Origin of the sequence: Mesorhizobium sp. M0208, from assembly GCF_040322015.1 — a bacterium.
GTDB lineage: Bacteria > Pseudomonadota > Alphaproteobacteria > Rhizobiales > Rhizobiaceae > Mesorhizobium.
Window position 1 is genome coordinate 134201 of record NZ_JAMYSP010000015.1, and the last position, 25528, is coordinate 159728.

A 25528-nucleotide genomic window follows, 5' to 3' on the forward strand; every position below is an offset into this window, starting at 1 on the left:
ACCGTCATTGGCCGGACTTGTATTCGAGCCCCCGCGAGGCCTGGGTGATCAGGTTCATACGATCGATGTTTTCCTGGTTGGCGGCCGCGGTAGCTGTGTTCACCGCGCCGATCAGCTCGTTCACGGTCAGACCCGTTTGCACCATGATCTGGCTGTTCTGATCGATCGAGCCCTTGATGTCCTGCGCCGTGCCGATCCGTTGAGCGCCCGACTGAAAAGCGCTGGAACGGGTCTTCACCCCATTTTGCGAGGAGTCCACCAGTCCGGTGACCGTGGCCGCGACGTTCACAAGGGCGCTGTAGTTCTTATCCATCTGCGTCGTCTGGCCATTGATCAGGCCCGAAATGGTTTTCACCAGCTGCAAGCCATTGATCATGTTCGAAACGATGCCCTGCGATCCATTGCCGAGGCCGGCGAACGACAACGAGCCGCCCGAGATCACGCTACCAAGCGAAGGCGCGTCCCCCATGGAGAAGCCGCCATTGCCCAAAGCCATCTGCGCGAGCTGGCCGGCCTGGCTCGACCGGTCGCCAGTGACGGCCTGCAGCGTCTTTTGCGTATAGTTCATGATGTTGCGGTCGGTGTTGAGGATCTCGCTCGTGGCCGACGCAATCTGGCGTGCCTGCTCCAGATTGGCCTCGTCGATCGTAGGCACCTGCGCAAAGGCGATGCCGCCCAAGCCAAGCAAGAGTGCCGCTGTTAATGGAATTCCACGCATAGCCCTCTTCTCCTATTGAGCCTGATATTGCTTGATGGCCGACATCAGTTCGTCGGTCGTCATTGTCACGGGAGCGCGGTTCGCGTCCCTTTGGATTTGCGAAAGCACGGGCGAGACGTTTTCAACCGTGTCGGTCGTGCGCGGCGCAGTGCATGCGCCGTCCGTGGACGGGCAGCACGGGTTGCCGGCCGTGCCGCCGCCGCTCGTAGCCCCGGGACAGCTTGTCGAGCCACCCGAACCAGGCGGCGGGGACGCGGGAGTGGGCACCACTAGGCCGGAGGATCCCCGACTTGTCAGCGTGGCAGTGCCGATGTTTCGCACGTTGAAAGCTTGGGCGAAGAACCCTGTCGCCTGGATCACCTCGTTGAAGGTCAGCCCGCCTTGGGCGCGGATTGCGCTGTTGCGGTCGAAGGCTTCCATGACCGTTTTGTCAGTCCCGATATCGTGACCCATGGTCTCGAAGGACTGCCTGTTGGGGGCCACCGTTGACATGCTGCCATTCATGCCGCCGAGAACCTGACCGGTGATATCCAACTGGCCCCTTTCGCCGGCATTGCCGCCGACAGCGCCCGATCCCGAGCCGGTCGAGGCGAACGCCGAAGAGCCCTTGATGTCCGGATTGGCCTGTTCCAAGGACGCCTGGCCACTCGCCGGATCGACCGAAGCCTTCGGGCTCTTCACGTTCTGCGCCTTTTTGGGTGTCGTTACCGAGCAATTGACGCCCTGCGTGGCGGACTTGGTGTCCTCCTGGATGAGCTTGATCTGAACCTTGTCGGCCTTGTCCTCGCTCCGCTGCGACAGAATAGGGCTGTCAGAAACCGGCACGGCCGCCATGGCCGTCGATCCCGCGAAAATCGTCACAAGGGCGGCCGTCGTGCCCATAATGGTCTTCATTCCGCGTCCCTCCCAAGAAAGATTGGCAACCAAACCTGCGGATCGTCGCCGACACGCGCGCGCAGCGCGTCGAGCTCCTGAACCGTCTCAATTCGACCGGAGAGGATCTTGATCGCGTCAGGCATCGCGCCCAGATTGAGGCGCGCAATGACGCTGTCCTGATCATGCTTGATCAGGAATTTGCGGGCTTCGGGCGGGGTTTCGCGGATCCATTTGATCTCGCGCTCCGACAGCCCGAACGCCCTGTGCGATTCCTCGTCGGCCTTCGGGTTGGGGAAAAAAATATTGGTCGGCGTCTGTTCGATCAGCGTGTTGGCGATCGATGACTTCACAATGTCCGCCGCTGACTGCGTGCCGAAGCCAATGATGCCATTCAGCTTACGAATGGTTTTCAGCTTGTCCTTGATGAAGTAGCTGAAAATATCATTGTCCAGGAGCTTCCAGCCTTCATCGAGGAAGATCATGACCGGTTGCCCGTCAAGCAGCTCCTCGATGCGATGGAAGATATAGAGCAAGGCTGCCGTGCTGGTCGTTGCGTCGCTCAACACGCTCGTCATGTCGAAGCCGAAGATGGACGACATCGAAAACGAGTCTTCCGCGTTGTTGAACAACCAACCGCGCTGATCGGGCCTCATCCATGGCTGCAAGCGCGAATAGAGATCGTCATCGCCGGCGCGCATCGCACCGCGCAACAGCTCGGCGAACTCCTCCATGGTTCGACCTTCCGGCGGCGCGCTCGCCACCTGGGCGATCGCGTTGCGGATGACTTGCTCCTCGCGCGTCGAGTGGGCGTGTCCGTCGGATCGACGCAGCATGAAGCTGAAAAGCTGGAAGAGAAATTCCCGGTTGCGCGGCGTATCGGGCAGGCGCAACGGATTGAAGCCGGAAGGCTCGCCGGCCTTCAAAACCTCATAGCGGCCGCCAAGCGACCGCACGAAGATATCCAGGCCGCGGTCCTTGTCGATCATCACCAGCTTGGGGCGCGGCGTGATGCGCTGCGCCTGTGCCGCGAGAAAGCCGAGCAGCACCGTCTTGCCCGAGCCCGAGGGGCCGTTCAGAGTGAAGTTGCCGAGGTCTCGAACATGGAAGTTGAAGAAGTAGGCCGTTTGCGACGTCGTCTCGAGGACGCTTATCGGCGTTCCCCAATGCACCCCACCGGTCCGGCCGCTCGGATAGTTATGGAAGGCGGAGAAGCCCGCCATGTTCTTCGATGAGATCATGGACTTGCGCGCGACATAGGCGAAATTGCCGGGCAGGGTGGCCCAGAACGCAGGTTCACAATTCAGGTCCTCGCGAACCCACAGGGCGGACACCTCGGTCAGCGCCGTGCCGACATCGGTCACGCAGCGCGCCACGTCGTCCATGGTTTTCCCGAGGCACAGCACCGTCAGATGATGCAAGCCATAGAGCGCTTCCGAGGACAGAAGCTCATCGCGTGCTTCATCAAGTTGATCGGCCACGATCGAGCCGGCTTCATCCGACATGTCGATCTTGCGCCCGACCCGCTCCATCTGGGTCAGCGCCTGGGGCTTGTCGATGATGGCGAAGGATTGCGTGACGATGAATTCGTGCGGCACCTTCAGCATGGGGTTGAGCATCCCCGGTCCCGTGATGGAGGGGTACTCGCCTACCGAAATGATGGCCCCGTATCGCGTTTCGCCAGGGAACGCCCCGCGAATTTCCAGCGCATTCGGGCCGAAGAACAGCCGCTTTGTCGCTAGCGCCTCCGCGAGTTTCATGCGCGGCAGGGCCATCGGCCGCGGAAATCCGCCATTGACGAGCTGCACCAGGAATTCCAGCGGCTCGGAATGCCAAACGTCACTGCGCTTGACGACGGTGAGAACCCGCGCGCCATACGCCTGCAGGCTCTCTTTGACGGCTTTCATCACGTCCGTGAGTTCGATCAGCGCCCGCTCCTCGCTCGAAGAGCGACCGTTCGCAGCCCTTCGTCCCAAAAGCTTGCGGATCACGAGATCCGCCGTCCCGACCGTGCCTTGCAGCTCGCGCCGCACGATGGTCAGGTAGATATCGTTCACGAACATGCGCTGGGTGCGCAGGGCCGCCGTATAGCGCTGGTCCAGCTCTTGGCAGAACTTGTTTTCGAAGCTCGACTCGATCGCGGGCTTCACCTCGCGGCGCACGATATGCGAGTAGATCGCATAGCGGGAATTCGCCAACCCCCGAATGAGATCGTTGCGGCCGAGCAGGCGCGAATTGATCTCGGCGATATCGATCGTCTCGAAGCACAGTCCGCTCATGTGAACGAAGGACATCAACATGCCGTCCTGCGTCTTGATCACCTCGTCGGACACATGCCGCGAATAGGGTATATGGGCCGAAACCGGATTCTCCCGACGAGAAACGGCCCCGAAACTCAGTTCATCGCGAAGAGCCCGTGCGATCGCCACGGTCACACCCGATAACTGCGCGCACCCCAGAAGCTGGCGCTTCGGGGCGGCGTCTTGCGTGAACGGATGAACATGATCTCGATGAACATGGGATCGCGCATGATCGCGATCCTGGCAACCGCATAGAGCGGCACGCAGATAGAGAGCATGACCAGATTATGGGTTGCAAGGAACACGACAGCGGTCAGCACGCCGATGAACCCCGCAAGCTCGTAGGGGATACCGAGCACCGTCGGCGCTCGGGTCAAGCCCTTGACCAGCGGAGTGATCAACAATTTGGGCTCGCCAGGATCGATCCGGCCGTCGGCCATGCCGATCACCTGCCGACCGCGGATTGAAAGAATTCGACGATCTGAGCCGAGCCGAAGACCAGCACGATACCCAAGACCCAGCTTCCGGCCACAAACCATGACAGGCGTGCCGCCCAGGCCATGAAGCCCATGAAAATGCAGAACAGAACGGCCAAGGCCGTCGCGATCGGCCCGGTCAAGGTCTGCACCAGCGTCTGCAGCGTGCTTTGCACCGGCTGGAGATTTCCGCCCCCAGCCATCGCCTGCGTTGCCAAGAGCATGAGCGGCATCGCCACACCAGTGCTGCGTGCAGCAAACATCTTCCACAAGGTCATCAAAGCTTCTCCTCAGTCAAAGTCTTGCACCATCCCGCCTTGCCAGACCGGCGCCGTCGCTTCGCGAGACGTCATTGTGCTGCCATTGCGGGAGTTGGCGCGGGATGTCGGATCATTTCGTTGATCCGCTGCGCCGGCCGCAGCCGGTTGAACGCCGGCCAGGTCAAGGCTCACCGCCCCGGCGGGCATCACCGCCTCAGACCCGACCGATGGCCATTGGTAGAAATCATTGATGACGTTGGCGACGTAGCCAACCGTCTCGGGGTAGGGCGGCACGCCCTTGTATTTGAGAACCGCGATCTCGCCGGCATTGTAGGCGGCGAGCATGTAGATCGGGTTCGGAAATTTGCGATGCAGGTCCCGCAGAAAGCCGATCCCACCTTTCACATTATCCGCGGGATCGCAGATATTGACCCCGTAGCTTGCCGCCGTGGACGGCAGAAGCTGCATCAGGCCGTAGGCCCCTTTGGGCGATAGCGCACCGGTATTGAAGCGGCTTTCGGCCCGGGCAACCGCGAAGACGAGCGGCGGAGCAAAGCCTTGCTGGCGCGCGACCGTTTCGACGATCCGCTGTCCTTCTTCCTTCGACAGGGCGGCGACGCCGGGGCAGGGGTTGTCAGCCAAGGTCGGTGTCACCGTAGCGGCCGCGCTGTCAGCACCTCTCGCCGCACCGATCCGCTGAACGTCCTGGCTTTCGACCTGGTAGGCCGGCATCACCCGGCCTTTGGCGTCGACGGCCGCATTGACGATGCGACCGGTAGGTGCCGTGACGCTGCCCTGGAAGTTCCGGGAAGCTTCCTGTGCAGACGCCGCTTGGCACGTCACCAGGATCGCACCCGCTGCCAACACCGTTTTGCGGGATCGAATCATTAAAATAGCCCTGCGCCGTTGCCGATTCTGGAATGCTGAATTAATACAATGACTCGATGAACTGCAATCGCGAAATTGAGGCAGACACAATGAAAATGAGCAAGGTTCTTCCCGTTGTGGCGTTTTTGCCGACCTTGTCGGTTTTGTCGGCGGCGCCGGCCCATGCTGATGATTTTGGCTGCAAGGTCTTGCTGTGCATCCTCAACTCGCAGGGTTGGGCGAGCGTCCGCGAATGTGTGCCTCCGGTCGAGCGCGCTTTCCGTATGGTCGCGCATGGGGAGCCCTGGCCCCAATGTCCCGAGGCCGGCAGTTCCGGTCGTATCGGATATGAGAAATTCAAACCCTGCCCGGACGGCACGATCGCCGTCTCGCCCGAGACGGAATCGAGCGGAAGCGACAACAGCTCTCGCTCACAAACCGTCTACAAGCCCGACAGCAACGGCGCTTTCTGTGCTGCGCGGAATGCAACGAATGCCTCTTGGGGCACGAACCCGAGAGGTTCGGGTTACGGTGCGCGTCCAACATCGGCGGTGACGCGGCGCGAGCAGAGGACGGAGCCGAACTATCTCGATCTCACGACGACCGACGGAAAACAACGGTTCTGGTTCAATCTGAGCAGGTATCAATAATGAAACCTGGCTTCGCCGCCGCCGGCATTCTCGCGGCCGTCCTCGCCAGTGTTCCGGCACTGGCCGAGGACAAATCCAATCCCTGGTTTCCGATCCCCGCCACAGCATCGTTCAGCACCGGCGACACCTGGACCTATGCCGGCGAGACCCACCGTCTCTACGGCGTTCAAGCCTGCCTGCGAGGCACATATTTCACAAATGCGGCAGGGGGGCATGTCGATTGCGGCGAGGCAAGCCTTGCAATGCTCGTGTCTCTCATCCGGGATCTCAAACCTCAATGCTACACGGCCGCTTGGCAGGCCGCGACCAAAACGCGCTTCGTCGTTTGCGTCGCGCAGCCTACTTCAGGATCCGCGGCCGGTTCTCGCATCGATCTCGGCACGGCGCTGATCTCGACCGGCTGGGCGTTCGCGGCCGTCACTCCGAACGGCGCTCCGGTCCATGCTCCCTATATCGTCGCGCAGGAGGTCGCTAAAAAGCAGCATCTTGGCCTGTGGCAGTTTGCAGACGTGCCCGATCCGAATGCCATCATCCTCCGCGATATCCGAAACGCATCTAAACAGGCTGGTCAGTCTTCGAATCCGCCTGCAAATCGATAACCGGTCCCCGGCGCGTTGGATCATACTGTATATTCTGCTGAGGCCGTCGCCGGACCACGAACGCGACGGCAAGCGCAATCGCCGAAATCAATCCGAGAACAATAGCCGCGACCAGCCCCGGCTCTCGCCAAAACGATAGACTGTCCCACTGGTTCAAAAGCCGGGCGCCGGACAGCACCAAAATGAGGACTGTTGCGATGACAATGCCCGTTCCCGGATCCATGTCGAATTTCTTCAGCATCGCTTTCTCCTTGTCGCACTCCCTGGTCACGGCCCCGATCAACGATCGCTTCCCGCGCAAACGCCGGCGCCAGACGCAAGCTCAGACGTAGCCTGCCCTACGGATGCGCCAGCCGTCGTCCGCGCTTCATCGCGCTCACGGACCCTCGCCAACCGCATCGAATCATTGCCGTCATCTTGTCTTTCGCTTGTTCACGATTTTTATGTCCTGGCTGGGTCCAATTACAGCTGCAGCCTCGCACGCGCTTCGGCTTTTCAGTTGTTCGGTCGATATTCCAAAGCCTGCCTGCCGGGCGGAGGCGAACGCTGCTGTTTGCCCGGTAGCGCCGGTCGGGGGCCGCTTGCGTCCCAGCGCCAGGTCTCGAGCTCGCAGCTTGAAATCAGATGGTCGAATTCCGCCCGTACCGCCTCCTTGGCATCGTGCGGTACGACAAAAAGCGCTGTTCCCTGCTGGTCAACGTCGGTCAGAAGACCGAACGCCATCGGCACCGCCGGCAGCACGTTGTAGCGCAACGTTTTCACAAACCGCCGATGCTCCCCGGTCAAGACCTCGATCAATTCCTTTTCGTCGTTGTGCTGAAACGGAATCCAACTCTCAGTCACGTTCATAAAGCCGATTTCGTCGATCGCCAGAATGCCGGACGGCATCTGCATGACCGTTGCGATGGTGATCAGGTGCGAATTTTCGTGCAGTCGCCACAGGTCGAATTCTGCTGCAAAGCGCTTCGGCACTGCCCTGAACATTTTCTCATCCATGAAGAGCGGCGCGTCGGGCATATGCTTGACCGACAGCTTGCCGCCAAACCGGGCAGGATCGAGCGATTTCACAATGCCGATCACGACCTTCTTGTGCTTCGCCTTGGCTGCCGCCGCGAAAGCCCGCTCCCGATCCGCTGCCAGGCGATCCTTGTGCTCAGGGGAGTACATTGCCGGCATAAACAGCAGCTCGCGCAACTGGAACTTCTGGCTCGACTTCGCATCGGCCGCGCCCCAAAGAAATTTCCGGACCAACCCCCAATTTCTTTTTCCCACAAAGCCGGGTGCCATTAATGTCAGCTCCGCCTCTTCCCAGAGATAGTCGAGCAAGCCTCGCAGCGTGAGCTTCTTCGGATCGGCCTTCACAGTATGGTGGGAAGCCCCCTCGCCGGATGATCCCTGTCGCGCCTTGCCTTGTGTCAGTGCGAAGGCCAGCTTCAGCCGCGCCGCCTCCGATGCAGGATCCTCGATGATTGCTTGACCCAGGATCTCCGCCTTTCCCGACAGTGCAAGGGGCAGTTCATAGCGATCACAGTCGACCGCATGGTCCTTGCCGGTGTTCGGCATGCGCTTGATGATCAATTCCTCGCCGACGGCGGCGATGTACATCGGCACCCCGGGATGCCGACACAAACACAAGACGCGAGCCTGCTGATCCCGCGCCTGACGCAAGAGCGTCTGGATTTCCGGGTGCTGCGGGCCAACCGTGCGACCCAGAATAGCAAAGTCACTCATAAGGTGCCATCCGACTTTAGATCGTTCGCTTATGATTAAATCATTGAACCGATGTTTCGTTCAACCCATTGGGTTCAACGATGCTTCCCATGGATTGACAGTGGTTAACCCAGCAGACTCGAAGGGGCTGATGTTTCAGGTAGGCGACCATAGAGCCGCAAGCAGCGGCTGTGGCGGCGATGTAGCCGTCCGCGGCGTGATTCGCCTGGGATGGTGAAGCATGATGACAATCCGGTCCTCGACCTAGACTGTTTCATCGATGGCGTGCATGAAGAGCACGCGGTCATGTCCTCGTGCCGGATGATCCGACGAAGCTACGCCACTATGGTGACCTCTCAAGACCGGAACCGCGCGCTTGTGACGTTCTGTAATGTGGCGCACGAATTTGTGCCGTTTTATATGATCTTTGGAATCCTATTCGTCGCCAAGGCGTTGAAATAAGATCAAACAGGTAAAATCGTTCGATGGTTTCCTCCCATTTCCACCGGACGGTGTTCCTCCCTGAAGGCTTTAACCTTCTTTGGCCGGGCCGTATCCGAGCCCGGCCATTCTTTCTTCCGGGCTTTCTTGTTCAGCGCTGGCGGAAACGCGTTTTTCCTGGTGTCAATCATTCGCGACCAAGCGGTTCGCACTCGCCGCCTTAGCGCTTTTCGAAGGGCTACGCAGTCGAGGTGTCGGTGGGACTGATGCTGCTGGCGGGCGCCAAAGGCTAACGCGTGACAGCAAGGATCGCAGGGTGATCGGATATGCGCCCTGCAAGTCCCAGCGCGAACCGCCGCCGAGAGGTTCAGGTGTCTGCGCCGAGTGTTTCGCGCAGCAGAAGATCCAAGGGTAGGGTCTCGGGAGTCGGATCGTCCTCCCACAGCTTCGCGAAATCCCGGTCGTCGGGCGGTCTGTGAATGAGGACCTGGCGCTCAGGGTTGGCTTCGCGAACGCGTTCGGCGGCGCTGAGGCCGGGCTTGTCCGGATCGGCGAAGACGACGATCCGCTGTACGAATTCGGGCAGCTGAAGAAACGGCAAACGTGGTGCCCCCAGTGAGCACCAGACGGGCAGGCCGTATCGCAGCATTACGGCATGGCCGGTCTCATAGCCTTCGGCAATACCAAGGACGGCGGCCGCTGGGGCGAGCCGCAAGGCAAAGCCCCGGCTGGGGCCGATGATGCGGCGCGGCTCGTCCAGCCCTGCCTTTTCTGGCCGTGTCGGGTGCAAGAGGGTGAGTTGCACCGAACAGATTGAACGGTCTGGGGCCTGCAGAGCAGCCACCAGCGCGGGAAAGCGGTTCTTGCCCAACCGATAATCCGGCAGATAGCGCAAAGTTGGCAACGTCGCCGGCAGACGGCGAGAGGCAAGATAAGCTTCGCCGTGCGTACCGGCGAGCGCAGTCGCTCTCGACCAGAGCGCGAGCGCGTCCGCTGCCGTGGTTTTGGGCGCCGCCGGACGAACACGACGCAGAGGCTCGGCCGCGCGCTTCGACAAATCCAGGTCCGCAATGGCGGTCTGGATGTCGACGGGATCGCAGCCTGCAAAGCAGTAGAGCATAAGACGATAATCCCCGTCACGAACAGAGAGGGAGGGATGGCGGTCGCCTTTCCCCTGCCCGTGACTTGGTACTGGGCAACGGCACAAGTAGCTGCCGCGCGCCGGGTACCCTCCTAAAGCGCGATATACCTGCGCAGCGCTTGGCCACGACACCTTTGTCATGGACCTCATAATGCCGCCAACCCGCTATCGGATCAATAGAATGATTCAATAGCGCGTTCAACATTACCGGCGAAATAGCCGGTGCGGTTCAAGGGCCAGGACTTAGCCCTCGTGACGTGACGGCAGGATCGCCTCGGATGCAACGGCTCCTGATCGCTAATCTCGAGTGTTTGCGAATGGCGCTCTCAGCGATGCAGGCTTGGGCTACCTGATCATGAGGGTAATTACGAGAACCATTTGCACGCGAACCGCAGCATGGTGGTGTCTGCGCAGGAACGCCTTATGACTGCGCGCGGACGCGCAACCCGACCTTCAGACGATCGGCACAATGGCGGCGTTCCTGGGCGTCTCGGTCTGGGCCCTGGGGGATTCGGGACGCTGCCTTGTGCAAGCCTCGAATCCTTTGGGGCTACCGTATCAGGAGATCACAGACCTGACGGAAGAGCAGGATCCTCTGTGCGTGATTGAGCAGATCCCGGCAAGAAGAGCCTGTTAGAGTTAGAAGCGGCCAAGGCGCTGATCGTTGACGCGGTACTGCCAGGCCAGTTTCGGATCTTGGGGGCTGACGCCGGACGTTGACCAGGCGGAGCGCTCGAACTTTGCAGCGTCATGCAAAGGAAGATCGTCATCACAGCGCGACAGTTGTAACGACGACCGAAGACGATGACGTCCGATACTGTGGGCTAGAAATTCGATGACACAGACGGCGGCGAGGGACAGGATCAAGAAAGCAGTGGAAAAGCTGAGCATGCGAAGGCCGGCTTCCTGATCGGGCAGGGCGAAGAAAGCGAGCACGCCGCCGGCGAAAATCGCAAACGCGAACCTCATGAACATGACGGCGAGTCTCCTATTTCGATGTTGATCATTATAATATCACAGATTGATCGTCATTCTAATGATCATTGGAGATAGGCTGGCCCCTCATGGACCAAGCGTTTTTCGACGGCTGGGGGCAGGGTGCCGTTTTTGGCGGTATCGGCTTCAGAGTATTACCCGGCGCCGTTCCATCTCGAACAGGGATAGAGATTGGTTCCGGGGCAAGCCCTGCGGCCCCGTCTTGAGTGTAATCGGCAGAACCACCGGCGTCGAGGTCTCGCTTCTGGCCGACCTGACCAGGTCATTCGAAGTGGTATCGGGCAACGATTGCAGGGCCTACCTGCCGCAAGGGCAGAGATCAGGGCTGTCCCTCCCGATTGGGTGGCACACGACAAATTCATTAGTAAGGGGACCACGAGATCCAAACCGGATTCATTTAATTATTCATTTCAATAGGGCATGCAGATGGTCAAATGCTATCGTGCATCTGGAACGATTTGACGGGTCAAAAGCTGTACGCCGTCACTTTGCGGGAGTATGGGAGGATATGCCGAGACACTTTAATAGGGCAATGAGTTATCGTTTCGGCTACAAGCCCTGAGCACTAGACATTCTGCAAAAAATGGCCGTCATATTCCGACCGATAAGCAGGGGGGCAGCTGTGCCGATATTCAAAAACAAGACAGAAGACAGCGATGGTTGGCTTTCGATCCTACTCGCGCTGCGACTTCGCCAAATCGAGAACGAGTACCCGGACTATGCGAGTTTTGCCGACGCTACGGGGCTATCGCGCGGCACGCTCTACCAGTTGCGGACGGGGAAGGGGAACCCGACGTTCGTCACCCTGGAGCGGCTGGCACGGCACCTGAAGGTTCCGGTGTGGGCGCTCATTGGTCGGACTGGTGACGACGACAGCGTCAAGCGGGACATCGAGACGTTCGGCTTCAACTTCAACGAGATTGCGCGGCATATCGAGGCCACGCGTGCTGTGAAGCGCTCGATGACGGAGTTCAGCGGTGTACCTTCTTTGAAAGAGGCAGCCAGCCCCGCTGGGGCAGCCTCCGAGAAGAAGCGGCTGCCTCCGGCCAAAAAGGGACGCAGGGCAAACCAGTAGATACAAGAAAAGTAGAAGCTGCTAAACTACCAGCATAGATTCATTTGCTACGAATGGCAGAAATCTATTGTATATTTCTTTGACTCGCATCAGAAAATCCGCCAGCATCGATGCAAAGGCATCATTTTGCTGAAGGGTTCACGATGCAAGCGAATATCTGGCAAGTCGCAGGAGACAATGCGCTCTATAAGGAAACGGCGGCGTTTGTCGATTGCCACCCGAAACCATGGGTGGAAGAGGTTTCGGAATTTCTGCGGAAGAAAGGCAAGCCCGAGACGATCACTTTGGTGATCGGACAGTTCATCGTGGCGGCTTTGTTCGAAGGACGATACGCGGATCTGCTGTACTGGTCGCTGGTTGCGGCCGAAGTGAACTGCGTCGTGATGGAGCAATGGCCTGATGATGTGCGCCAGGAGCTGGCAAGCCATCTGAAACGGGGATTTGTAAAGCTCTCGTCGCGCAATCTCTCCCATTGAAGGCGGCGCGCCGACGGCATGGCCCTCAATGGCGAGACGGCGTCAAACCTGACCAGGGGCAACGTTGATGTCGCTCCCGGCGGGAGCGGGAGCGGATGAAGCGAGTTTTGTCTCACCACCGTTGGGCGTCGGAAAGTCGCCTGGTCCCATTTGGCAGACCGCTTGCGCGCCGCATCCCTGAGGAATGGATTGGCCGGCCGGATTGAGGGCGGCATAGCGGCGGTTTACGTCGTTCGTCCAGTTACGGCGCTGGCTTTCAGTGCTGCCGTTGTAACGATCGGCGAGGCAGCGAATACTTGACGTGCCGCCGCACGATTTGACGGCATCGCGAAGCGTCATTACGCCGCCTTCAATGTTTTCGGACAAGATGCCCCGATCCATTCCGTAGGCCCGGCCGGTCGCCCCCGTAAGCTGCATCGGTCCAAGAACGCCACTGAAGGAGCCGGCACATGCCGACATCGCGCCTTCGTGAGCGGATACGGCAAGAGCGAGCTTGGGATCAACGCCATACTTGTTGGCAGCGTCTACAATCATATTGGCGATGTTCGGGCTGCGCTCCGTCATCTCTTGCGTGGACGGATAGCTCGGCAGACCCGCACCGTTCGTACAAAGGGAACGCAAGGTTGTTTTGTCATGGAGATCGCAAGAACTTGCATCCTGATCGAAGGAATTCGCTTGCGCAACAGGCGCTTGTCCAACGACCAGGAGCGCGGAGAGGAGTATTGGGAAGGGACGCAGCATCTTACTTCCCCGGGCAGAAATTATAGATGGCGCCATTGATGGAGAGCGCGTCGCTGGATGGGCGCGTAATCTTCATCGGCGTGATGACCGGGGAGCTGCTGCCACGCTCTGTACATGAGGCTTGGAACGCATCGTCTGCATGACGAGTGCCTGCTATCTTGCAGGTGCTTGCGCCGACGGTGATTGCGTCGCCGTCGAACTCGGCAAGTTCGAGAGCGCCGACGCCTTGGTCGAGGTCGGCACATGTGTGTGTGGACGCTACATATGATCCCTGCGGAGCCTTGAGCGGATCAAGTTCTTGCGCGATTGCCGGCGAGATCAAGACGGCTAGAGTCGCGAAGATAGTCGGGCTGGCCATGGCAGATCCCCTGAACATCATCCCGCCGTGGCCGCCGGCAGGAGCCGCGGTCAACGCCGCGCATCGCGCGCCGTCAGGGAAGCCTTGATCAGTTGGTGGTGGCCGGTGGCAGGCTTGTGTCCTGAATAACGTCAGGTTCTCCATGTCGATCATGATTGCGCTCCTTTCGAATAGCGAAGTTGCCGGAAACGCACCGGGCATCGCGGCTTCCCCTAGGGTTGCGGGACAGGGACCCGGAATTGGCATTCCTGGGCGATTTCACCTTGGAATACGATGCCGGCACGAATGGTTTTGGCTTGAACATCATATGCACCCATCGCACCATTCCGAGCGAGGTCGGGGCGGACGTTATTCGGTTGCGCGCCATATTCGATGAAACACCCGGAGCCTGCGTCAGCGACCGTTGATCGGCCGTTCTGGTAGATCGCCAAGCGCATGGGACATCGTTTCAGCGTGGCATTGCCGACAGGATCGGTGCGGATCGGCGAGCAGCCGGTGAGTGTGTGCAGGACCGAGAGGACGACGGTTTTGGTCGGGCTGCGAACGACGATGTGACTCTCGGAAGCCGGCGCGTTGGCGACCGCAAAGCGTGTATCGCCTTTGACCACGTAGGCGTCGTTGTTCTTCTTCAGTCGGTCGGCCCATAGGGAGGCGTAGGGCACGGCTTCCGAGTTCGGGAGCTCGAGATCGGCATAGGCGACGGCGCGCCAGGCGTTCGGATCATGCGTGAGCGGCTGGGCCGAAGCGTGGGGCGCCAATCTAAGGGCAGCCGCGACTGCGACAAATGTCAGGCGTGCATGCATTCCTTGCCTCGCTTGTGTGCCCTATGATTAAATCAATGTTGTGATGATTGTCGAGCGTGATATTTGGATGGGACAAAAAGCCCGCCTATCGGGGCTGGATGAATTGCGAGGCCTGGCGATCGGGCTGGTGGTGCTGTCGCATGTCGGGCCGGTCTTCGGAGAAGGCGGGACGGTCGCCGCTCTGCTGTTTGCGCCGGCGTGGAGCGTCGGGGTCGACCTGTTCTTTGTGATTTCCGGCCTGGTGGTGGAACGCTCATTGCGAAGCCTGCGCCTCGAGCGCGGTGCGCTCGAGGCGGCCTCCGCCTTCTATGTCAGGCGTGCTATGCGGATCGTGCCGCTGGCCTGGTGCGTCGGCGCCATCCTCTCGATCGGGTTGATCATCCCGGGAAGCGGCGTTGAGCCTGCAGACGCGAAGGCGGCATTCGCCTTCATCTCGAATGCGCATTGGGCGCCCTGTTTCGGGGGCGCCACAGGATGCGGGAACGCCTTTGCGTTTGGGCCATTCTGGTCGATTGCCGCCGAGATGCAATTTTATCTACTGGCTCCGCTCCTGGTGTTCTTGCTACCGCGGCGGGCGCTCCTCGCGCTGGCTGGACTCGTTCTCGTGGTCGGGACGTTCACGCTGCGGCCCTGGGGCGGGACGCTTTGGACGTTCCGCATCGATGCAATCGCGGTCGGGCTGGCGATCGGAGCAACCATGGGCACAAGCGCATGGCCCCGTCTGGCGGAACACGTGCGGGTGATCGGCAACATGGAAGCGGCGTTCTGGATGTCGATCGCGGCCTTCATGTTGGCGATCTTGCCGCCGGCGATGCATGGCGTGGCGACTGCCGTGCTGGCGCTGATGTGCGGGTGGATCGTGACAAGGGCGACCTTGCGGGATGATTCTGTGAACTGGCCGGGGCGGATGCTGCGCCGCTTGGGAGGCATCTCCTATTCCCTCTATCTGATCCATCTGCCGGTGCTGGCGCTGTTCAACTGGTCGCTTGGCCAATTCCTGGACGCTCCGGCGACGGCAACGCTCTCGATCGCGGTCGCGATCGGGCTGTCTCATGTGCTGACGGTGGCAATCGGAGATCCGCTCCGCCAGCTCGGCCGCCAATGGTCAAATCGAACAGTCCGGGAGGTGTTGCCGTGACGGAAGAAAATCGTCAGTGGTCGCTTGGTGGTGAAGATGTCGATCAAATTCCGCGAGGAGCGAGGGCGCTGGCGGAGCAGCTATTGACCGAGACCGACGGCGATGCCCTGGCAGCGCTCGTCGCGGCATGCTGTGTCATTGGAGCCATGCGCTCGGCGGTATCGAGGGGTATGGTGCGCAACGGATCGCCGTCAGGGGTCGATATTGCGCAAGTGCTGGACGTGTTCGTGCGAAGCGAGCTCCCAGCAGAAGAGCAGAACCTGACCGGTAGATGACTTCGACCGCGAAGTAGCTACCATTGGTGGGCTGTGCGGCCTGCCGCTCGATCCCCCGGAATGCTGAATGCACGATATCGGCAGTTTGATCTTCGTGGACGACCTTCAGCAATGCCATGCACTGACACTGATTTCGCCAGGAAAGAGATTGAACTAAAGCCTTGCGAAACGCTTTGGCCGAACGACTGATCGGTCTCGCATAGGGAAGCATGATTTTTCGGCCGGAGGTGAGCGATGCGGCCTCCATGCGTGAAGGTCGCCATGACTGCTGGCGCGACCACACGCAATACGCTCGAAATCGCCGAGGACGGTCGTCGCAATCTTCGAACTGGGATCTGCACGAAGAGACGCGGGGGGGAATTGGCACGCTGCGTGACGACACATCCGGAGCGTCGTAAAAGCCGCTCGCCGCGTACCTCTCATACGCCCGCGGACAATCTTGCCGACGCCGGCGCCGTTGGTTTGGCCGTCGGCTTCTGTCCGCATCTGGCCAGCCGACACGCGGCAGTGTGACGGCCGCCGCTTAGTAGCGGTCGCCGAACCAGCCCTTGCTCTTGGGCGGCGAGGGTTCCTGATAGGCCCACGGGACAGACTTGTAGGACGGCCTCGGGTCTTGGACGCGCCAAGCCTTTTGCCAGTAGTAGAAATTGAGGGGTACTCGGGCGAGCACGCGACCATCGGCAGACAGGAGGTCGGAAGCGCAGGCGACGACGGGGCCGTCGTAAAATTGCACGCGGCCAGTATAGCCGTTGAGCGCTCCTGGCCGGCAGGCAAAGACGCGAACGCCTGCAGCGATCGTGTCCGGGGCTTCCGCGGGGACGGAGATCGTCTTGATGCCTTCCTTGGTGATGAGCGTGCGCACAGGCACGGAGTTCCAATGCGAGCGGCGCAAGGCGTTATTCGCCTGAGCTTCGGTTGGGTAGCCGGCTCGCCGGGTAATGACCGGCGGGAAGCGCCCCCAGTCTGGCGCATATTCTTGCCGGCTGCGCCTGACCCGATCAGGCTTCCAATAGGAGTCCGTAGCCGAAACGGGGCCGGCCGAATGTGAAGCGTCCGGCGCTCGCTCGGCGCAACCGGCGAGCAAGGCCGCGGATGCGACGAGGTGGAGGATGTGACGAAAAGAACGCATATCGTGCTCGGGGGTCATGGGTTTGCAGGTGAGAATTCCGGTGAAGCCAAGGCATCTGGAAGGTGCTGGCCCAAATGCCGCGATGGGTTTTGCGAGCCTGACGCTCGATCTGGGCGTAGAGGGGGATGCGACGATCGAGTTCATCGGGGAGGGTGACGGCTACCCTGCTTTCCGCCTTTCGCCGGCGACGGCGGCCATTTCGCTGGTTGCACAACGCGCGACGATGACAGCTGCGTCTTTCCGGACCGGTAAGCAGACAAGCCATTTTTTCAAGGTGGCGGGTACGAGCCATGCCATGGCGACAACGCCACAAGGTAACGCCTGCTTTCCCAGCGTCGCGGTCTGGCCCAGGTCGCAGCCGTCGACGCCGCGATAGGTGCACGAAGCAAAAGTTGATTGCTGGTTCCCCATGGGTCACTCCTCTTCAGATTCATTGAGTCAGTAAACTATCTTGCTAATCGCTGTGCAAGTGTCTCTGACTCATATCCCGCGAGGGGAGGAGGGTGCTCGTATCCGGATCCGCCCCCGATGGGCCGGGCAGGGCCTCGGTGTCGAGTTGACGCGGGGCCATCAGGCAATCGATACTCTGAATGCGCGCTTGCCGTGGCGGTCGCAGCGGCATCCGCTGGACGAACTCAGCGGCTTCGTGGCCGGCCTTGCCTGATATCGCTGCGAGCCTTTCGAAGCCGCTGTTCGAGCGCTAAATAGCGAGCCGTAATCGAGTTCAGCTTTGTGAAAAACTGCCTGCTCTGCGCAGGGTTGCCCGGCGCAGGCGGGGGGAAGAAAGCAAAAAGAGCCTCCCGATCAGCGTCTAATTGTTTTAGCTCCGAGCAGAGACGGCAAATTTCGTGGTCGTCCGTTGCGGAACGCTGATGTGATGCACGGCGCTTGCCACGCGTGGAGTTAGTCTGCCGAGCCACATCGTTTGACGAAAGTAAAATCGTATCCAAGGCGTTTCCTCCACGCCGGGTTGTGGTCATCCAATCTGGAATAATGCGGGTTGCAACCTATGTATACTGGCGGTTTTGCCTGTCACTTTTGACAGGTCGTGAGACGCTGGAATCCAGCGAGGAGATAGCCGCGCGAATGGCTTGGAGAGGCGCGTCGATAGCAAGGAGGTAAGCTGGATATGGCGAGATTTGACTCAAATTTTCACGACGTGACGGAGCGTATTCACGCAGTTGCCTCTCCTGCGGACGCGGCGGACCTTCTGAACACAATTGTCGAAAGTTACGGTCTTGAGACGGCGGCCTTTCTTACCGTCGGGCCGGTTTACGAGGAACCGAATAAGCCGTTCTATGTGACCACCTATTCGCCTGACTGGGTGAAACGCTACATCGAGAAGGATTTTTTCGACATCGATCCCGTGCTTCGCTATGGGCTGCGTGCTGTGAAATTGGTTGATTGGAAGGAGATCGATCTATCGGACAAGCCCGTGCGCACGTTCTTCGGTGAAGCGAGGGAACATGGTGTCGGGAAGCATGGCGTCACGTTCCCGGTTAGGGGTGTCGACGGCGACCGCGGCATTCTGACCGTGACGAGCAACGAGAACGCAGCGGCGTGGCAGACGTTTCTCAAATCCGAGGTTCGCGACTTCCAGCATCTCGCCGGTGAATTTCACAATGCTATCGGTCGAATCCAAGGAAGGCCACGCCATCCGACGGTCTGCTCCGATAGAGAGATCGAATGCCTGAAATGGTACGCGAGGGGAGAGAAGGTCAAACGGACCGCAGAGATACTGTCGCTATCCCCTCGCACGGTCCGATTTCATCTTGATCTGGCACGGGCCAAGCTTGGTGCCAAAAGCTTGGCCCATGCGGTTGCGATCGCGGCAGAGCGCGGCCTTTTCTTTCAAAGACTGTTCTGATCGGCAGCCAAGCGCTTCGCGGGAAGCGCCGGCAAAACTCGTTCCGTTTCGTGAAGCTGGGAATGCTAGAACGACTGGATCATGGGGAAAGAAGGGAGGCGTCGCTCTGGACAATCTGATCCGGAAAGGCACCGCGACGCTCTGAGGGTAGAATGCTGGCCAAACCAAGTGCCTTATTCGCAAACCACACGGTACCGCTTGCCGGGCTCGCTGATGTTCTTGCAGACAAGCGGCTTGTGTGGCTCGGAAGAGGAGAGCGGCGGACTTGCGGCCCGCCAAACGACTCTCTTTGATGTCTTGCGACGTGCCGTCCGGCGCGGTTCGAGCCGCTCCGGCTCCTGTGGCGCAACCGGAAACACGCTGGCTTCGATCCGCGGCTGCTGCAGGCGTGGCGGCTCTTTGTCAAAGAATCGCCTGGCATCAAGCGATCTCGGAATAATCACCGTACCATCATCGCTGTGCGCGCAGCCGCTGCCCGACAGTAAGGCCAGCCCCAGGAAAAAAGGCAGTATCCGTTCAAACATAAGCATACCCTTGGCGGGCGTATACCCCGGCTTGCGGGTCGCCGACAACCGGCGCAAGGGCACGAAGAAAGGGCGGCATTGCTTGCCGCCCTTTCGAAATTGTCGAGATGCGTGGACCTTTAAAAGCCCATGCCACCCATGCCGCCCATGCCGCCGCCGCCCATGCCGCCAGGCATGCCGCCGCCAGCCGACTCCTTCTTCGGAGCCTCCGCGATCATGGCTTCGGTGGTGACGAGCAGGCCGGCGACCGAAGCCGCGTCCTGGAGAGCCGTGCGCACGACCTTGACCGGATCGACGATACCCATGGCGATCATGTCGCCATACTCGCCGGTCTGGGCGTTGTAACCGAAGGTCGCGCCCTTGTTCTCGAGGATCTTGCCGGCAACGATCGATGCTTCCGCACCGGCGTTGGCCGCGATCTGGCGGGCCGGAGCCTGCAGCGCACGACGCACGATGTTGATGCCGGCGGCCTGGTCGGCATTGACGCCGGTGGCCTTGATGTTGGCCGAAGCGCGCAGCAGCGCAACGCCACCACCAGCAACGATGCCTTCTTCGACGGCCGCGCGGGTCGCGTTGAGGGCGTCATCGACGCGGTCCTTCTTTTCCTTGACTTCGACTTCCGTCGCGCCGCCGACGCGGATCACCGCAACGCCGCCGGCGAGCTTCGCCAGACGTTCCTGCAGCTTCTCCTTGTCGTAGTCCGAAGTGGTCTCTTCGATCTGCTGCTTGATCTGGGCAACGCGGCCCTGGATCTCGGCCTTCTTGCCGGCGCCGTCGACGATGGTGGTGTTCTCCTTGGAGATCGACACCTTCTTGGCGCGGCCGAGCATGGCCAGCGTGACGTTCTCGAGCTTGATGCCGAGGTCTTCGGAAATGACCTGGCCACCGGTGAGGATGGCGATGTCTTCCAGCATGGCCTTGCGGCGATCACCGAAGCCCGGCGCCTTGACGGCGGCGATCTTCAGGCCGCCACGCAGCTTGTTGACGACCAGCGTGGCCAGAGCCTCGCCTTCGACGTCTTCGGAGATGATGAGCAGCGGCTTCGAGGTCTGCACGACGGCTTCGAGGACCGGCAACATGGCCTGCAGGTTGGAAAGCTTCTTCTCGTGGAGGAGGATGTAGACGTCTTCCAGATCGGCAACCATCTTGTCGGCGTTGGTGACGAAGTAGGGCGAAAGGTAGCCGCGATCGAACTGCATGCCTTCGACGACTTCCAGCTCGGTCTCGGCGGTCTTGGCTTCTTCAACCGTGATGACGCCTTCGTTGCCGACCTTCTGCATCGCTTCGGCGATCATCTTGCCGACGGACTCGTCGCCATTGCCGGCAATCGTGCCGACCTGGGCAACTTCCTCGGAGGTCTTGATCTTCTTGGCAGCCTTGCCGAGCGCCGCGACAACTTCGGTGACGGCCAGATCGATACCGCGCTTCAGGTCCATCGGGTTCATGCCGGCGGCAACCGCCTTGTGGCCTTCCTGGACGATCGACTGCGCCAGAACGGTCGCGGTCGTGGTGCCGTCGCCGGCGATGTCGTTGGTCTTCGAAGCAACCTCGCGGACCATCTGCGCGCCCATGTTCTCGAACTTGTCTTCAAGCTCGATTTCCTTGGCGACGGTGACGCCGTCCTTGGTGATCCGCGGGGCGCCGAACGACTTGTCGATGACGACGTTGCGGCCCTTGGGGCCAAGCGTGATCTTCACCGCGTCGGCGAGGATGTTGACGCCGCGCAGCATGCGCTCACGGGCATCACGGGAGAATTTTACGTCTTTGGCAGCCATTTTTAACTCCTGGCAAGGGCTTGGATTGAGCCCGGGAATTCAGTTGACGGAAAGGCCTGATATCAGCCGATGATGCCCATGATGTCGGATTCCTTCATGATCAGAAGGTCTTCGCCATTGAGCTTGACTTCGGTGCCCGACCACTTGCCGAACAGGATGCGGTCGCCGGCCTTGACGTCCAGCGGGACCAGCTTGCCAGCTTCGTCACGAGCGCCGGAGCCGACAGCGATGATCTCGCCTTCCTGCGGCTTTTCCTTTGCCGTGTCGGGGATGATGATCCCGCCAGCGGTCTTGGATTCGGATTCGACCCGGCGAACGACCACGCGGTCATGAAGCGGGCGGAACTTCGACTTTGCCATTTTTGGATGTCCCTGATGCGGAGATTGAATGGTTGCCCGTTGCCGGAGCGTCGTTAGCACTCGACAGTGGCGAGTGCTAACGTGGCGGTGAGATAGTCTGTAAGCTCATGCTAGTCAAGACGGAAGAGGGGCGGGCGAAGAGCAAAAATTGCGTGGCCCTGCGAGCGCAAGACCCCCTCGCTGTTCGTGACTGCCTGTGACGGGCCTTAACACGCAAGCAAGTTGTAACGGGCTTGCAAAATTCGCAGAGCTTGGCCACAACGCGCTTCGCTAAATGGCCGGAGCACGGAGAGAGCATGGTTTTCCGACTGAAGGAGTTGCTCGGCAAGAGGTTTGATGAAGAGGTGCAATTCTTCAAAGGCTGGCAGAAGGACAAGAAGGGCGTGGGGGCTCTTATCCCCACTTCGATTTATGCGGCGCGCCGGATGGCAAGCGTGGCCAACCCGCGGTCCGGGATGCCGGTCCTGGAGCTTGGCGCGGGAACCGGCGTCATCACCAAGGCAATCCTGGAGAGGGGCATTAAACCGCTCAGTTGGTGTCGGTCGAATACTCCAGAAATTTCTACAACGGCCTGGTGCAACGCTTCCCGGGCGTGGACTTCAGATTGGGCAACGCATTTGCGCTGAATGAAGTTCTGGGTGAGCGCAAAGGTGAACAGTTCGATTGTGTCGTCAGTGCAGTTCCGCTGCTGAGCTTTCCTATGGAACAGCGCGTTGCCCTGGTTGAGGATTTGCTTGCCCGCATTCCTGCCGGTCGGCCGGTAATTCAAATTACCTATGGGCCTCTGTCGCCGGTGATCAAGATGCCCGACCGCTACGTGGTTTCCCACTATGACTTCGTCGTCCGCAACATACCGCCGGCGCAGCTCTGGACCTATCGACGAGCAGTCTAGCCAAATCCGGCACCCGAAGGGCCGACTGCGCTGAGGTGTATGCAATCAGGCCCCGTGTGAAATTGCCATCAGTGCGCTTTCATGTTTGCTGGGTCTATGCTGGATCGGCTCTCGAATAGAAGCCTACTTCTCCACTTTGTCGAAAAAAGCTAGAACAGTGGTTGGCGGGATCTTTTCGGAAAAGAGGAAGGTCGCTGGGTTCAGTTTCAACGCCTTGGCGATCGCGGCAATCGTATCCACGCTGATGTTGCCGCTCGCGCGTTCCAGTTTCGTGAATGTCGCCTCCGCCACGCCGATGAGTTCGGCCATCTCATAACGGTGCAAAGTACGTCGTTGTCGCTCAAAATCGATGATCCGCGCCAACCGCTTGCGGATCGCATTGTCGTCCAACCGATGCGCCCATTCCGGAGCTTTCTTACCGCCGGCGAGCAGTTCTGCAAAAGACACTTGCAAGCCTTTTGCCATGATCTGCAGCGTCGTCAATGTGACATTATTTTTCTGACGCACAGTCTGGTTCCAGCGTCGACATGGACCGAACGGTTGTCGATATCGAGATCGAAAATGCGTGTCATCCGGTCGAGGCTGAGCACGACCTGCGCTCCACTGGTGTCCGGCGTCGAGCCGGAGACCAGGCCGGTGTTGCCGGACTGCGGGATGAGCGCGATACCTCCGCAGTGCTGCGAGGGCGCAGCACGCATGCGCGCTACCCCGGTCATAGCGCGCGCCATTCTCGTAGGCTGCCAGGCTGCCGGAATCCTGGACAACCCCGTCCGCGCCGAGGATTTCGACAAAAGCTGTCTTGTGCCGCTCGCCGATCATGCCGACTGTCTACTCCGCTGCCTGAACTTCGCGCAGAGCGCGTCGGCAGTCGTCGATCGACGCCCGCTCGATCGCCGCATAGTGCTCGAATTCATCGAGGACGCCGGCGCCGAGGGCGGCCTCGAAGCGCTTCTGGTTGGGACTGGCGACGAAATCCTGGCCCGCTTCATCGCCCAGATTGGACTGGAAACTACCGGCCGCGCTGACGGGCAGGGAATCCTCGTAGACGATCGGGTCGAAACGGACAAAGCCATCCGCCACCAGCTGATCGACACCTTCTGCATGGACGCTGCCGACCTGACGCCCTCGCTCGGTCAGCGAATAGGTGAAATAGCCAAGACCAGCAATGCGGATATCATCCCATGTGTCGGGAAACGACTGGAATGTCCGCGACAACGCCTCGACGTAATCAGCGGCATTTGACCCGTCGGCCGCCGGCCTGATGATTTTGCGCGTGGCATCCAGCAGGCTGTCGTAGAGCGCCCTGCCCTTGGGAGTCAGCGCCACGCCACGCTGCTCGATCTCGCCGAAACGCGCCGTGTGCGAGCAAGCCGTCCAGCCGCCGCTGCCTGAACGAGACCGGTTCGTCCAGTGCCTTGAACGATGCTGCCTGAGCAGGATCGGGCATTGGCGGGTGGGTGGACCCTCGACGATCGCCTTGGGCTCGATGCCGCGCGACGGCATGCCCGTCTGCACCGCGTCGATGTCGAGCGTGCGCGGCGTCAGGTGGTTGATATGCGGGCCCTTGAAGGAAACCACGTCGGCGACCAGCCGATGTTGCTGGTGCAGCCTGTGATACATCTCCATGCCAACGCACGCCTGATTGTGCCAGCGGAAGGTTTCGAGGATTTCAGCGACAAACCGATCCGCATCTTGTCGATGCAGACCGCCCTGCGTCTCGGCCTTTTCGGTGAGTTCGACGGCGATGTCCGTGAAAATTCGACGAGCGGCAAGAATGCCCTCCACTTGCGCTCGCAGAGCCTCGTCGCCGATCAGGTCGATTCTGAGCAACGAGGTAAAGACGCGAAATGGATTGCGGCTTAGCGCTTCGGCACCAACCGGACGAAACGCCGTCGAATGGACCGGCACGCCCGCCGTGCTGAGGTCATAGTAACCGACCGGATGCATGCCCATCACTGCGAACACTCGCCGCATCATCGAGAGTTCGGCCGGCGTTCCCAGGCGGATCGCGCCGTGCCGCTCTTCCGCTAAACGGTCAAGCGAATCCGTGGCCTCGAGCTGCTGGCGCAGTACTGGCGTGGCATCCAGCACTCCGGCATTCACCCCGGCGACCAGTTCCATCAGCGTGCCGTAGGCGGGAACTTCGACCCGGTACATGCCTGACATCGCCGCCGAAAAGGCGGAGCGAATGTCATCGGATGCAACGAAAGCAGCATTTTGCACGGTGCGGTCTCGCTTCTGAGAAAACATGAGATCATTCCGGAAAAGAGTGATATCGGAGTCCGTCCGGCATATCTCGCGACGATGTCGACTAGGTTGATGCGAGATACGCATGATATTGAGCAGAAAGTTGATGCCAGACCTGGTTGCAATCCAGGCGTTCGAATGCGCGGCAAGACACGTGAGCTTCACGCGTGCCGGCAGGGAGCTCAACCTCACCCAGAGCGCCGTCAGCCGTCAGGTCAAGGATCTGGAAGTCTATCTCGGCGCGTTGCTGTTCGAACGCATCCGACAGCGCGTGGTGCTTTCCGAGGACGGGCGGCGCTTCCTGCCGGAGGCACGAAAGTTGCTGCAGCAAGCCGAGGAAACGATGCTGCGGACAATGTCCTCCGCCGACGCCAGGTCAAGCCTGAGCATCGCCACTTTGCCGACATTCGGCAGCCGCTGGCTTAGTCCGCGCTTGCCTGATTTCCTGCGCCAGCACCCGGGCGTGATCCTCAATGTTGGCGCGCGCTCGGCGCCGTTCGATTTCGATGAAGAGAATTTCGAAGTCGCCATCCACTACGGACAGCCGGTTTGGGCGCGCGCCACCTGCACCTATCTATGCAGCGAGTCGATCCTGCCGGTGGTCGGCGGTGCGCTGCTGGCGTCAGGACCTAACCTGACGCCGGCCGGTTTTCTCAACGAGCCGCTGCTGCATCTGGCAACGCGCCCGAGGCTCTGGTCGCAATGGCGTTGGCCGGGCTACCCGGCGAGACCGCCTACAGAGGGCACCGAATTTGCGTATTCCACTGAAGCCGGCCACTGATTCCAATTTGAAGCCGGCCAGTCATTCCGATTTCATTCCGGCCGGCATTCCGATTTG

Annotated in this window: 28 protein-coding genes and 2 pseudogenes; 10 read left to right on the top strand and 20 right to left on the bottom strand. The window is 60.3% G+C overall.

The genetic code is table 11. From position 1 onward, the window contains the following. Positions 1-4: 4 nt before the first annotated feature. The 6 genes from NKJ17_RS17235 to NKJ17_RS17260 are packed head-to-tail and all read right to left on the bottom strand — an operon-like array spanning position 5 to position 5605. The gene (locus NKJ17_RS17235) at positions 5-679 is read right to left on the bottom strand and encodes a type IV secretion system protein (protein WP_352492032.1); all 675 of its coding nucleotides are present in this window, start codon (positions 677-679) and stop codon (positions 5-7) included. Positions 680-730: 51 nt separating this feature from the next. Further along, the gene (locus tag NKJ17_RS17240) at positions 731-1612 is read right to left on the bottom strand and encodes a hypothetical protein (protein ID WP_352689536.1); all 882 of its coding nucleotides are present in this window, start codon (positions 1610-1612) and stop codon (positions 731-733) included. Continuing rightward, complete coding sequence (locus NKJ17_RS17245) at positions 1609-4020, bottom strand: VirB4 family type IV secretion/conjugal transfer ATPase (protein ID WP_352689537.1); 2412 nt, start codon at positions 4018-4020, stop codon at positions 1609-1611. Before NKJ17_RS17245 ends, NKJ17_RS17240 begins: the two co-directional genes overlap by 4 nt. 2 nt (positions 4021-4022) lie before the next feature. Continuing rightward, positions 4023-4331 (bottom strand): VirB3 family type IV secretion system protein, encoded by a 309-nt coding sequence (locus tag NKJ17_RS17250; protein WP_023819753.1) that lies wholly within the window; start codon positions 4329-4331, stop codon positions 4023-4025. A gap of 5 nt (positions 4332-4336) precedes the next feature. After that, positions 4337-4645, bottom strand: a complete 309-nt coding sequence (locus NKJ17_RS17255) for a TrbC/VirB2 family type IV secretion system protein (protein WP_023819752.1) — start codon at positions 4643-4645, stop codon at positions 4337-4339. 12 nt (positions 4646-4657) lie between these two features. Beyond that, positions 4658-5605 carry a lytic transglycosylase domain-containing protein gene (locus NKJ17_RS17260; RefSeq protein ID WP_352689538.1) on the bottom strand — a complete coding sequence of 316 codons (948 nt, stop codon included), beginning with the start codon at positions 5603-5605 and terminating at the stop codon, positions 4658-4660. On the opposite strand from NKJ17_RS17260, the gene NKJ17_RS17265 reads away from it, so the two are divergent. Continuing rightward, positions 5605-6144 carry a hypothetical protein gene (locus NKJ17_RS17265; protein WP_352689539.1) on the top strand — a complete coding sequence of 180 codons (540 nt, stop codon included), beginning with the start codon at positions 5605-5607 and terminating at the stop codon, positions 6142-6144. The two genes, NKJ17_RS17260 and NKJ17_RS17265, sit on opposite strands and share 1 nt — an antisense overlap. A 242-nt stretch (positions 6145-6386) precedes the next feature. Beyond that, the gene (locus NKJ17_RS34060; RefSeq protein WP_502906554.1) at positions 6387-6743 is read left to right on the top strand and encodes a hypothetical protein; all 357 of its coding nucleotides are present in this window, start codon (positions 6387-6389) and stop codon (positions 6741-6743) included. Here NKJ17_RS34060 and NKJ17_RS17275 read toward each other — a convergent pair. From NKJ17_RS17275 to NKJ17_RS17290, 4 genes are all read right to left on the bottom strand, one after another. Continuing rightward, on the bottom strand, positions 6700-6984 hold the full coding sequence (locus NKJ17_RS17275; RefSeq protein ID WP_352689541.1) for a hypothetical protein: 285 nt from the start codon (positions 6982-6984) through the stop codon (positions 6700-6702). The two genes, NKJ17_RS34060 and NKJ17_RS17275, sit on opposite strands and share 44 nt — an antisense overlap. Positions 6985-7238: 254 nt before the next feature. Further along, the gene (locus NKJ17_RS17280; RefSeq protein ID WP_352689542.1) at positions 7239-8474 is read right to left on the bottom strand and encodes a DUF1173 family protein; all 1236 of its coding nucleotides are present in this window, start codon (positions 8472-8474) and stop codon (positions 7239-7241) included. Positions 8475-9261: 787 nt separating this feature from the next. Next, positions 9262-10014, bottom strand: coding sequence for a DUF7146 domain-containing protein (locus tag NKJ17_RS17285; RefSeq protein WP_352689543.1), 753 nt, complete (start codon positions 10012-10014; stop codon positions 9262-9264). A 660-nt stretch (positions 10015-10674) separates the two neighbouring features. Next, positions 10675-11010 carry a hypothetical protein gene (locus NKJ17_RS17290; RefSeq protein WP_352689544.1) on the bottom strand — a complete coding sequence of 112 codons (336 nt, stop codon included), beginning with the start codon at positions 11008-11010 and terminating at the stop codon, positions 10675-10677. Positions 11011-11653: 643 nt separating this feature from the next. On the opposite strand from NKJ17_RS17290, the gene NKJ17_RS17295 reads away from it, so the two are divergent. Together NKJ17_RS17295 and NKJ17_RS17300 are read left to right on the top strand one after the other, a co-directional pair. Then, entirely contained in the window at positions 11654-12106 is a 453-nt protein-coding gene (locus NKJ17_RS17295) for a helix-turn-helix domain-containing protein (protein WP_352689545.1), read from the top strand. Between the two features lie 143 nt (positions 12107-12249). Then, positions 12250-12582: a hypothetical protein gene (locus NKJ17_RS17300; protein ID WP_352689546.1), complete on the top strand. Its 333-nt coding sequence runs from the start codon at positions 12250-12252 to the stop codon at positions 12580-12582. Positions 12583-12624: 42 nt separating this feature from the next. Here the strand turns inward: NKJ17_RS17300 and NKJ17_RS17305 are convergent, their stop codons facing one another. From NKJ17_RS17305 to NKJ17_RS17315, 3 genes are read right to left on the bottom strand one after another with little or no spacing between them, the layout of a single operon-like run. Further along, the gene (locus tag NKJ17_RS17305; RefSeq protein ID WP_352689547.1) at positions 12625-13323 is read right to left on the bottom strand and encodes a transglycosylase SLT domain-containing protein; all 699 of its coding nucleotides are present in this window, start codon (positions 13321-13323) and stop codon (positions 12625-12627) included. 1 nt (position 13324) lies between these two features. Continuing rightward, positions 13325-13834 carry a hypothetical protein gene (locus NKJ17_RS17310; protein ID WP_352689548.1) on the bottom strand — a complete coding sequence of 170 codons (510 nt, stop codon included), beginning with the start codon at positions 13832-13834 and terminating at the stop codon, positions 13325-13327. Between the two features lie 59 nt (positions 13835-13893). Beyond that, entirely contained in the window at positions 13894-14343 is a 450-nt protein-coding gene (locus NKJ17_RS17315) for a hypothetical protein (protein WP_352689549.1), read from the bottom strand. 208 nt (positions 14344-14551) lie between these two features. Between NKJ17_RS17315 and NKJ17_RS17320 the strand changes: the two genes are divergently transcribed. Further along, entirely contained in the window at positions 14552-15622 is a 1071-nt protein-coding gene (locus NKJ17_RS17320) for an acyltransferase family protein (RefSeq protein WP_352689550.1), read from the top strand. Continuing rightward, positions 15619-15897 (top strand): hypothetical protein, encoded by a 279-nt coding sequence (locus NKJ17_RS17325; protein WP_352689551.1) that lies wholly within the window; start codon positions 15619-15621, stop codon positions 15895-15897. The genes NKJ17_RS17320 and NKJ17_RS17325 overlap by 4 nt, the downstream gene beginning before the upstream one ends. 523 nt (positions 15898-16420) lie before the next feature. On the opposite strand, the gene NKJ17_RS17330 is transcribed toward NKJ17_RS17325, so the two are convergent. Next, positions 16421-16789, bottom strand: a complete 369-nt coding sequence (locus NKJ17_RS17330; protein WP_352689552.1) for a hypothetical protein — start codon at positions 16787-16789, stop codon at positions 16421-16423. Positions 16790-17042: 253 nt separating this feature from the next. On the opposite strand from NKJ17_RS17330, the gene NKJ17_RS17335 reads away from it, so the two are divergent. Together NKJ17_RS17335 and NKJ17_RS17340 are read left to right on the top strand one after the other, a co-directional pair. Further along, positions 17043-17402, top strand: coding sequence for a hypothetical protein (locus NKJ17_RS17335; RefSeq protein WP_352689553.1), 360 nt, complete (start codon positions 17043-17045; stop codon positions 17400-17402). A gap of 753 nt (positions 17403-18155) precedes the next feature. Continuing rightward, a complete protein-coding gene (locus NKJ17_RS17340) occupies positions 18156-18893 on the top strand; it encodes a helix-turn-helix transcriptional regulator (RefSeq protein WP_352689554.1) in 738 nt (245 codons plus the stop codon). A gap of 173 nt (positions 18894-19066) precedes the next feature. Here the strand turns inward: NKJ17_RS17340 and NKJ17_RS17345 are convergent, their stop codons facing one another. The 3 genes from NKJ17_RS17345 to groES all read right to left on the bottom strand — a co-directional run bounded on the left by NKJ17_RS17345 (position 19067) and on the right by groES (position 21551). Beyond that, positions 19067-19417, bottom strand: coding sequence for a hypothetical protein (locus NKJ17_RS17345; RefSeq protein ID WP_352689555.1), 351 nt, complete (start codon positions 19415-19417; stop codon positions 19067-19069). Between the two features lie 119 nt (positions 19418-19536). Then, positions 19537-21192: a chaperonin GroEL gene (gene groL / locus NKJ17_RS17350; RefSeq protein ID WP_352689556.1), complete on the bottom strand. Its 1656-nt coding sequence runs from the start codon at positions 21190-21192 to the stop codon at positions 19537-19539. A gap of 62 nt (positions 21193-21254) precedes the next feature. After that, positions 21255-21551 (bottom strand): co-chaperone GroES, encoded by a 297-nt coding sequence (gene groES, locus NKJ17_RS17355; RefSeq protein ID WP_006203049.1) that lies wholly within the window; start codon positions 21549-21551, stop codon positions 21255-21257. A 296-nt stretch (positions 21552-21847) separates the two neighbouring features. On the opposite strand from groES, the pseudogene pmtA reads away from it, so the two are divergent. Continuing rightward, positions 21848-22443 (top strand): annotated as a pseudogene (gene pmtA, locus NKJ17_RS17360) (phospholipid N-methyltransferase PmtA). Positions 22444-22566: 123 nt separating this feature from the next. On the opposite strand, the gene NKJ17_RS17365 reads toward pmtA, so the two are convergent. The 3 genes from NKJ17_RS17365 to hglS all read right to left on the bottom strand — a co-directional run bounded on the left by NKJ17_RS17365 (position 22567) and on the right by hglS (position 24693). Beyond that, positions 22567-22950, bottom strand: coding sequence for a helix-turn-helix domain-containing protein (locus tag NKJ17_RS17365; RefSeq protein WP_352689557.1), 384 nt, complete (start codon positions 22948-22950; stop codon positions 22567-22569). Beyond that, positions 22923-23159, bottom strand: coding sequence for an FAD-binding protein (locus tag NKJ17_RS17370; protein ID WP_502906555.1), 237 nt, complete (start codon positions 23157-23159; stop codon positions 22923-22925). The genes NKJ17_RS17365 and NKJ17_RS17370 overlap by 28 nt, the downstream gene beginning before the upstream one ends. Positions 23160-23271: 112 nt before the next feature. After that, positions 23272-24693, bottom strand: a complete 1422-nt coding sequence (gene hglS, locus NKJ17_RS17375) for a 2-oxoadipate dioxygenase/decarboxylase HglS (protein ID WP_352689558.1) — start codon at positions 24691-24693, stop codon at positions 23272-23274. A gap of 82 nt (positions 24694-24775) precedes the next feature. On the opposite strand from hglS, the pseudogene NKJ17_RS17380 reads away from it, so the two are divergent. Then, positions 24776-25452 (top strand): annotated as a pseudogene (locus tag NKJ17_RS17380) (LysR family transcriptional regulator); the annotation flags it as partial. Positions 25453-25528 lie beyond the last annotated feature (76 nt).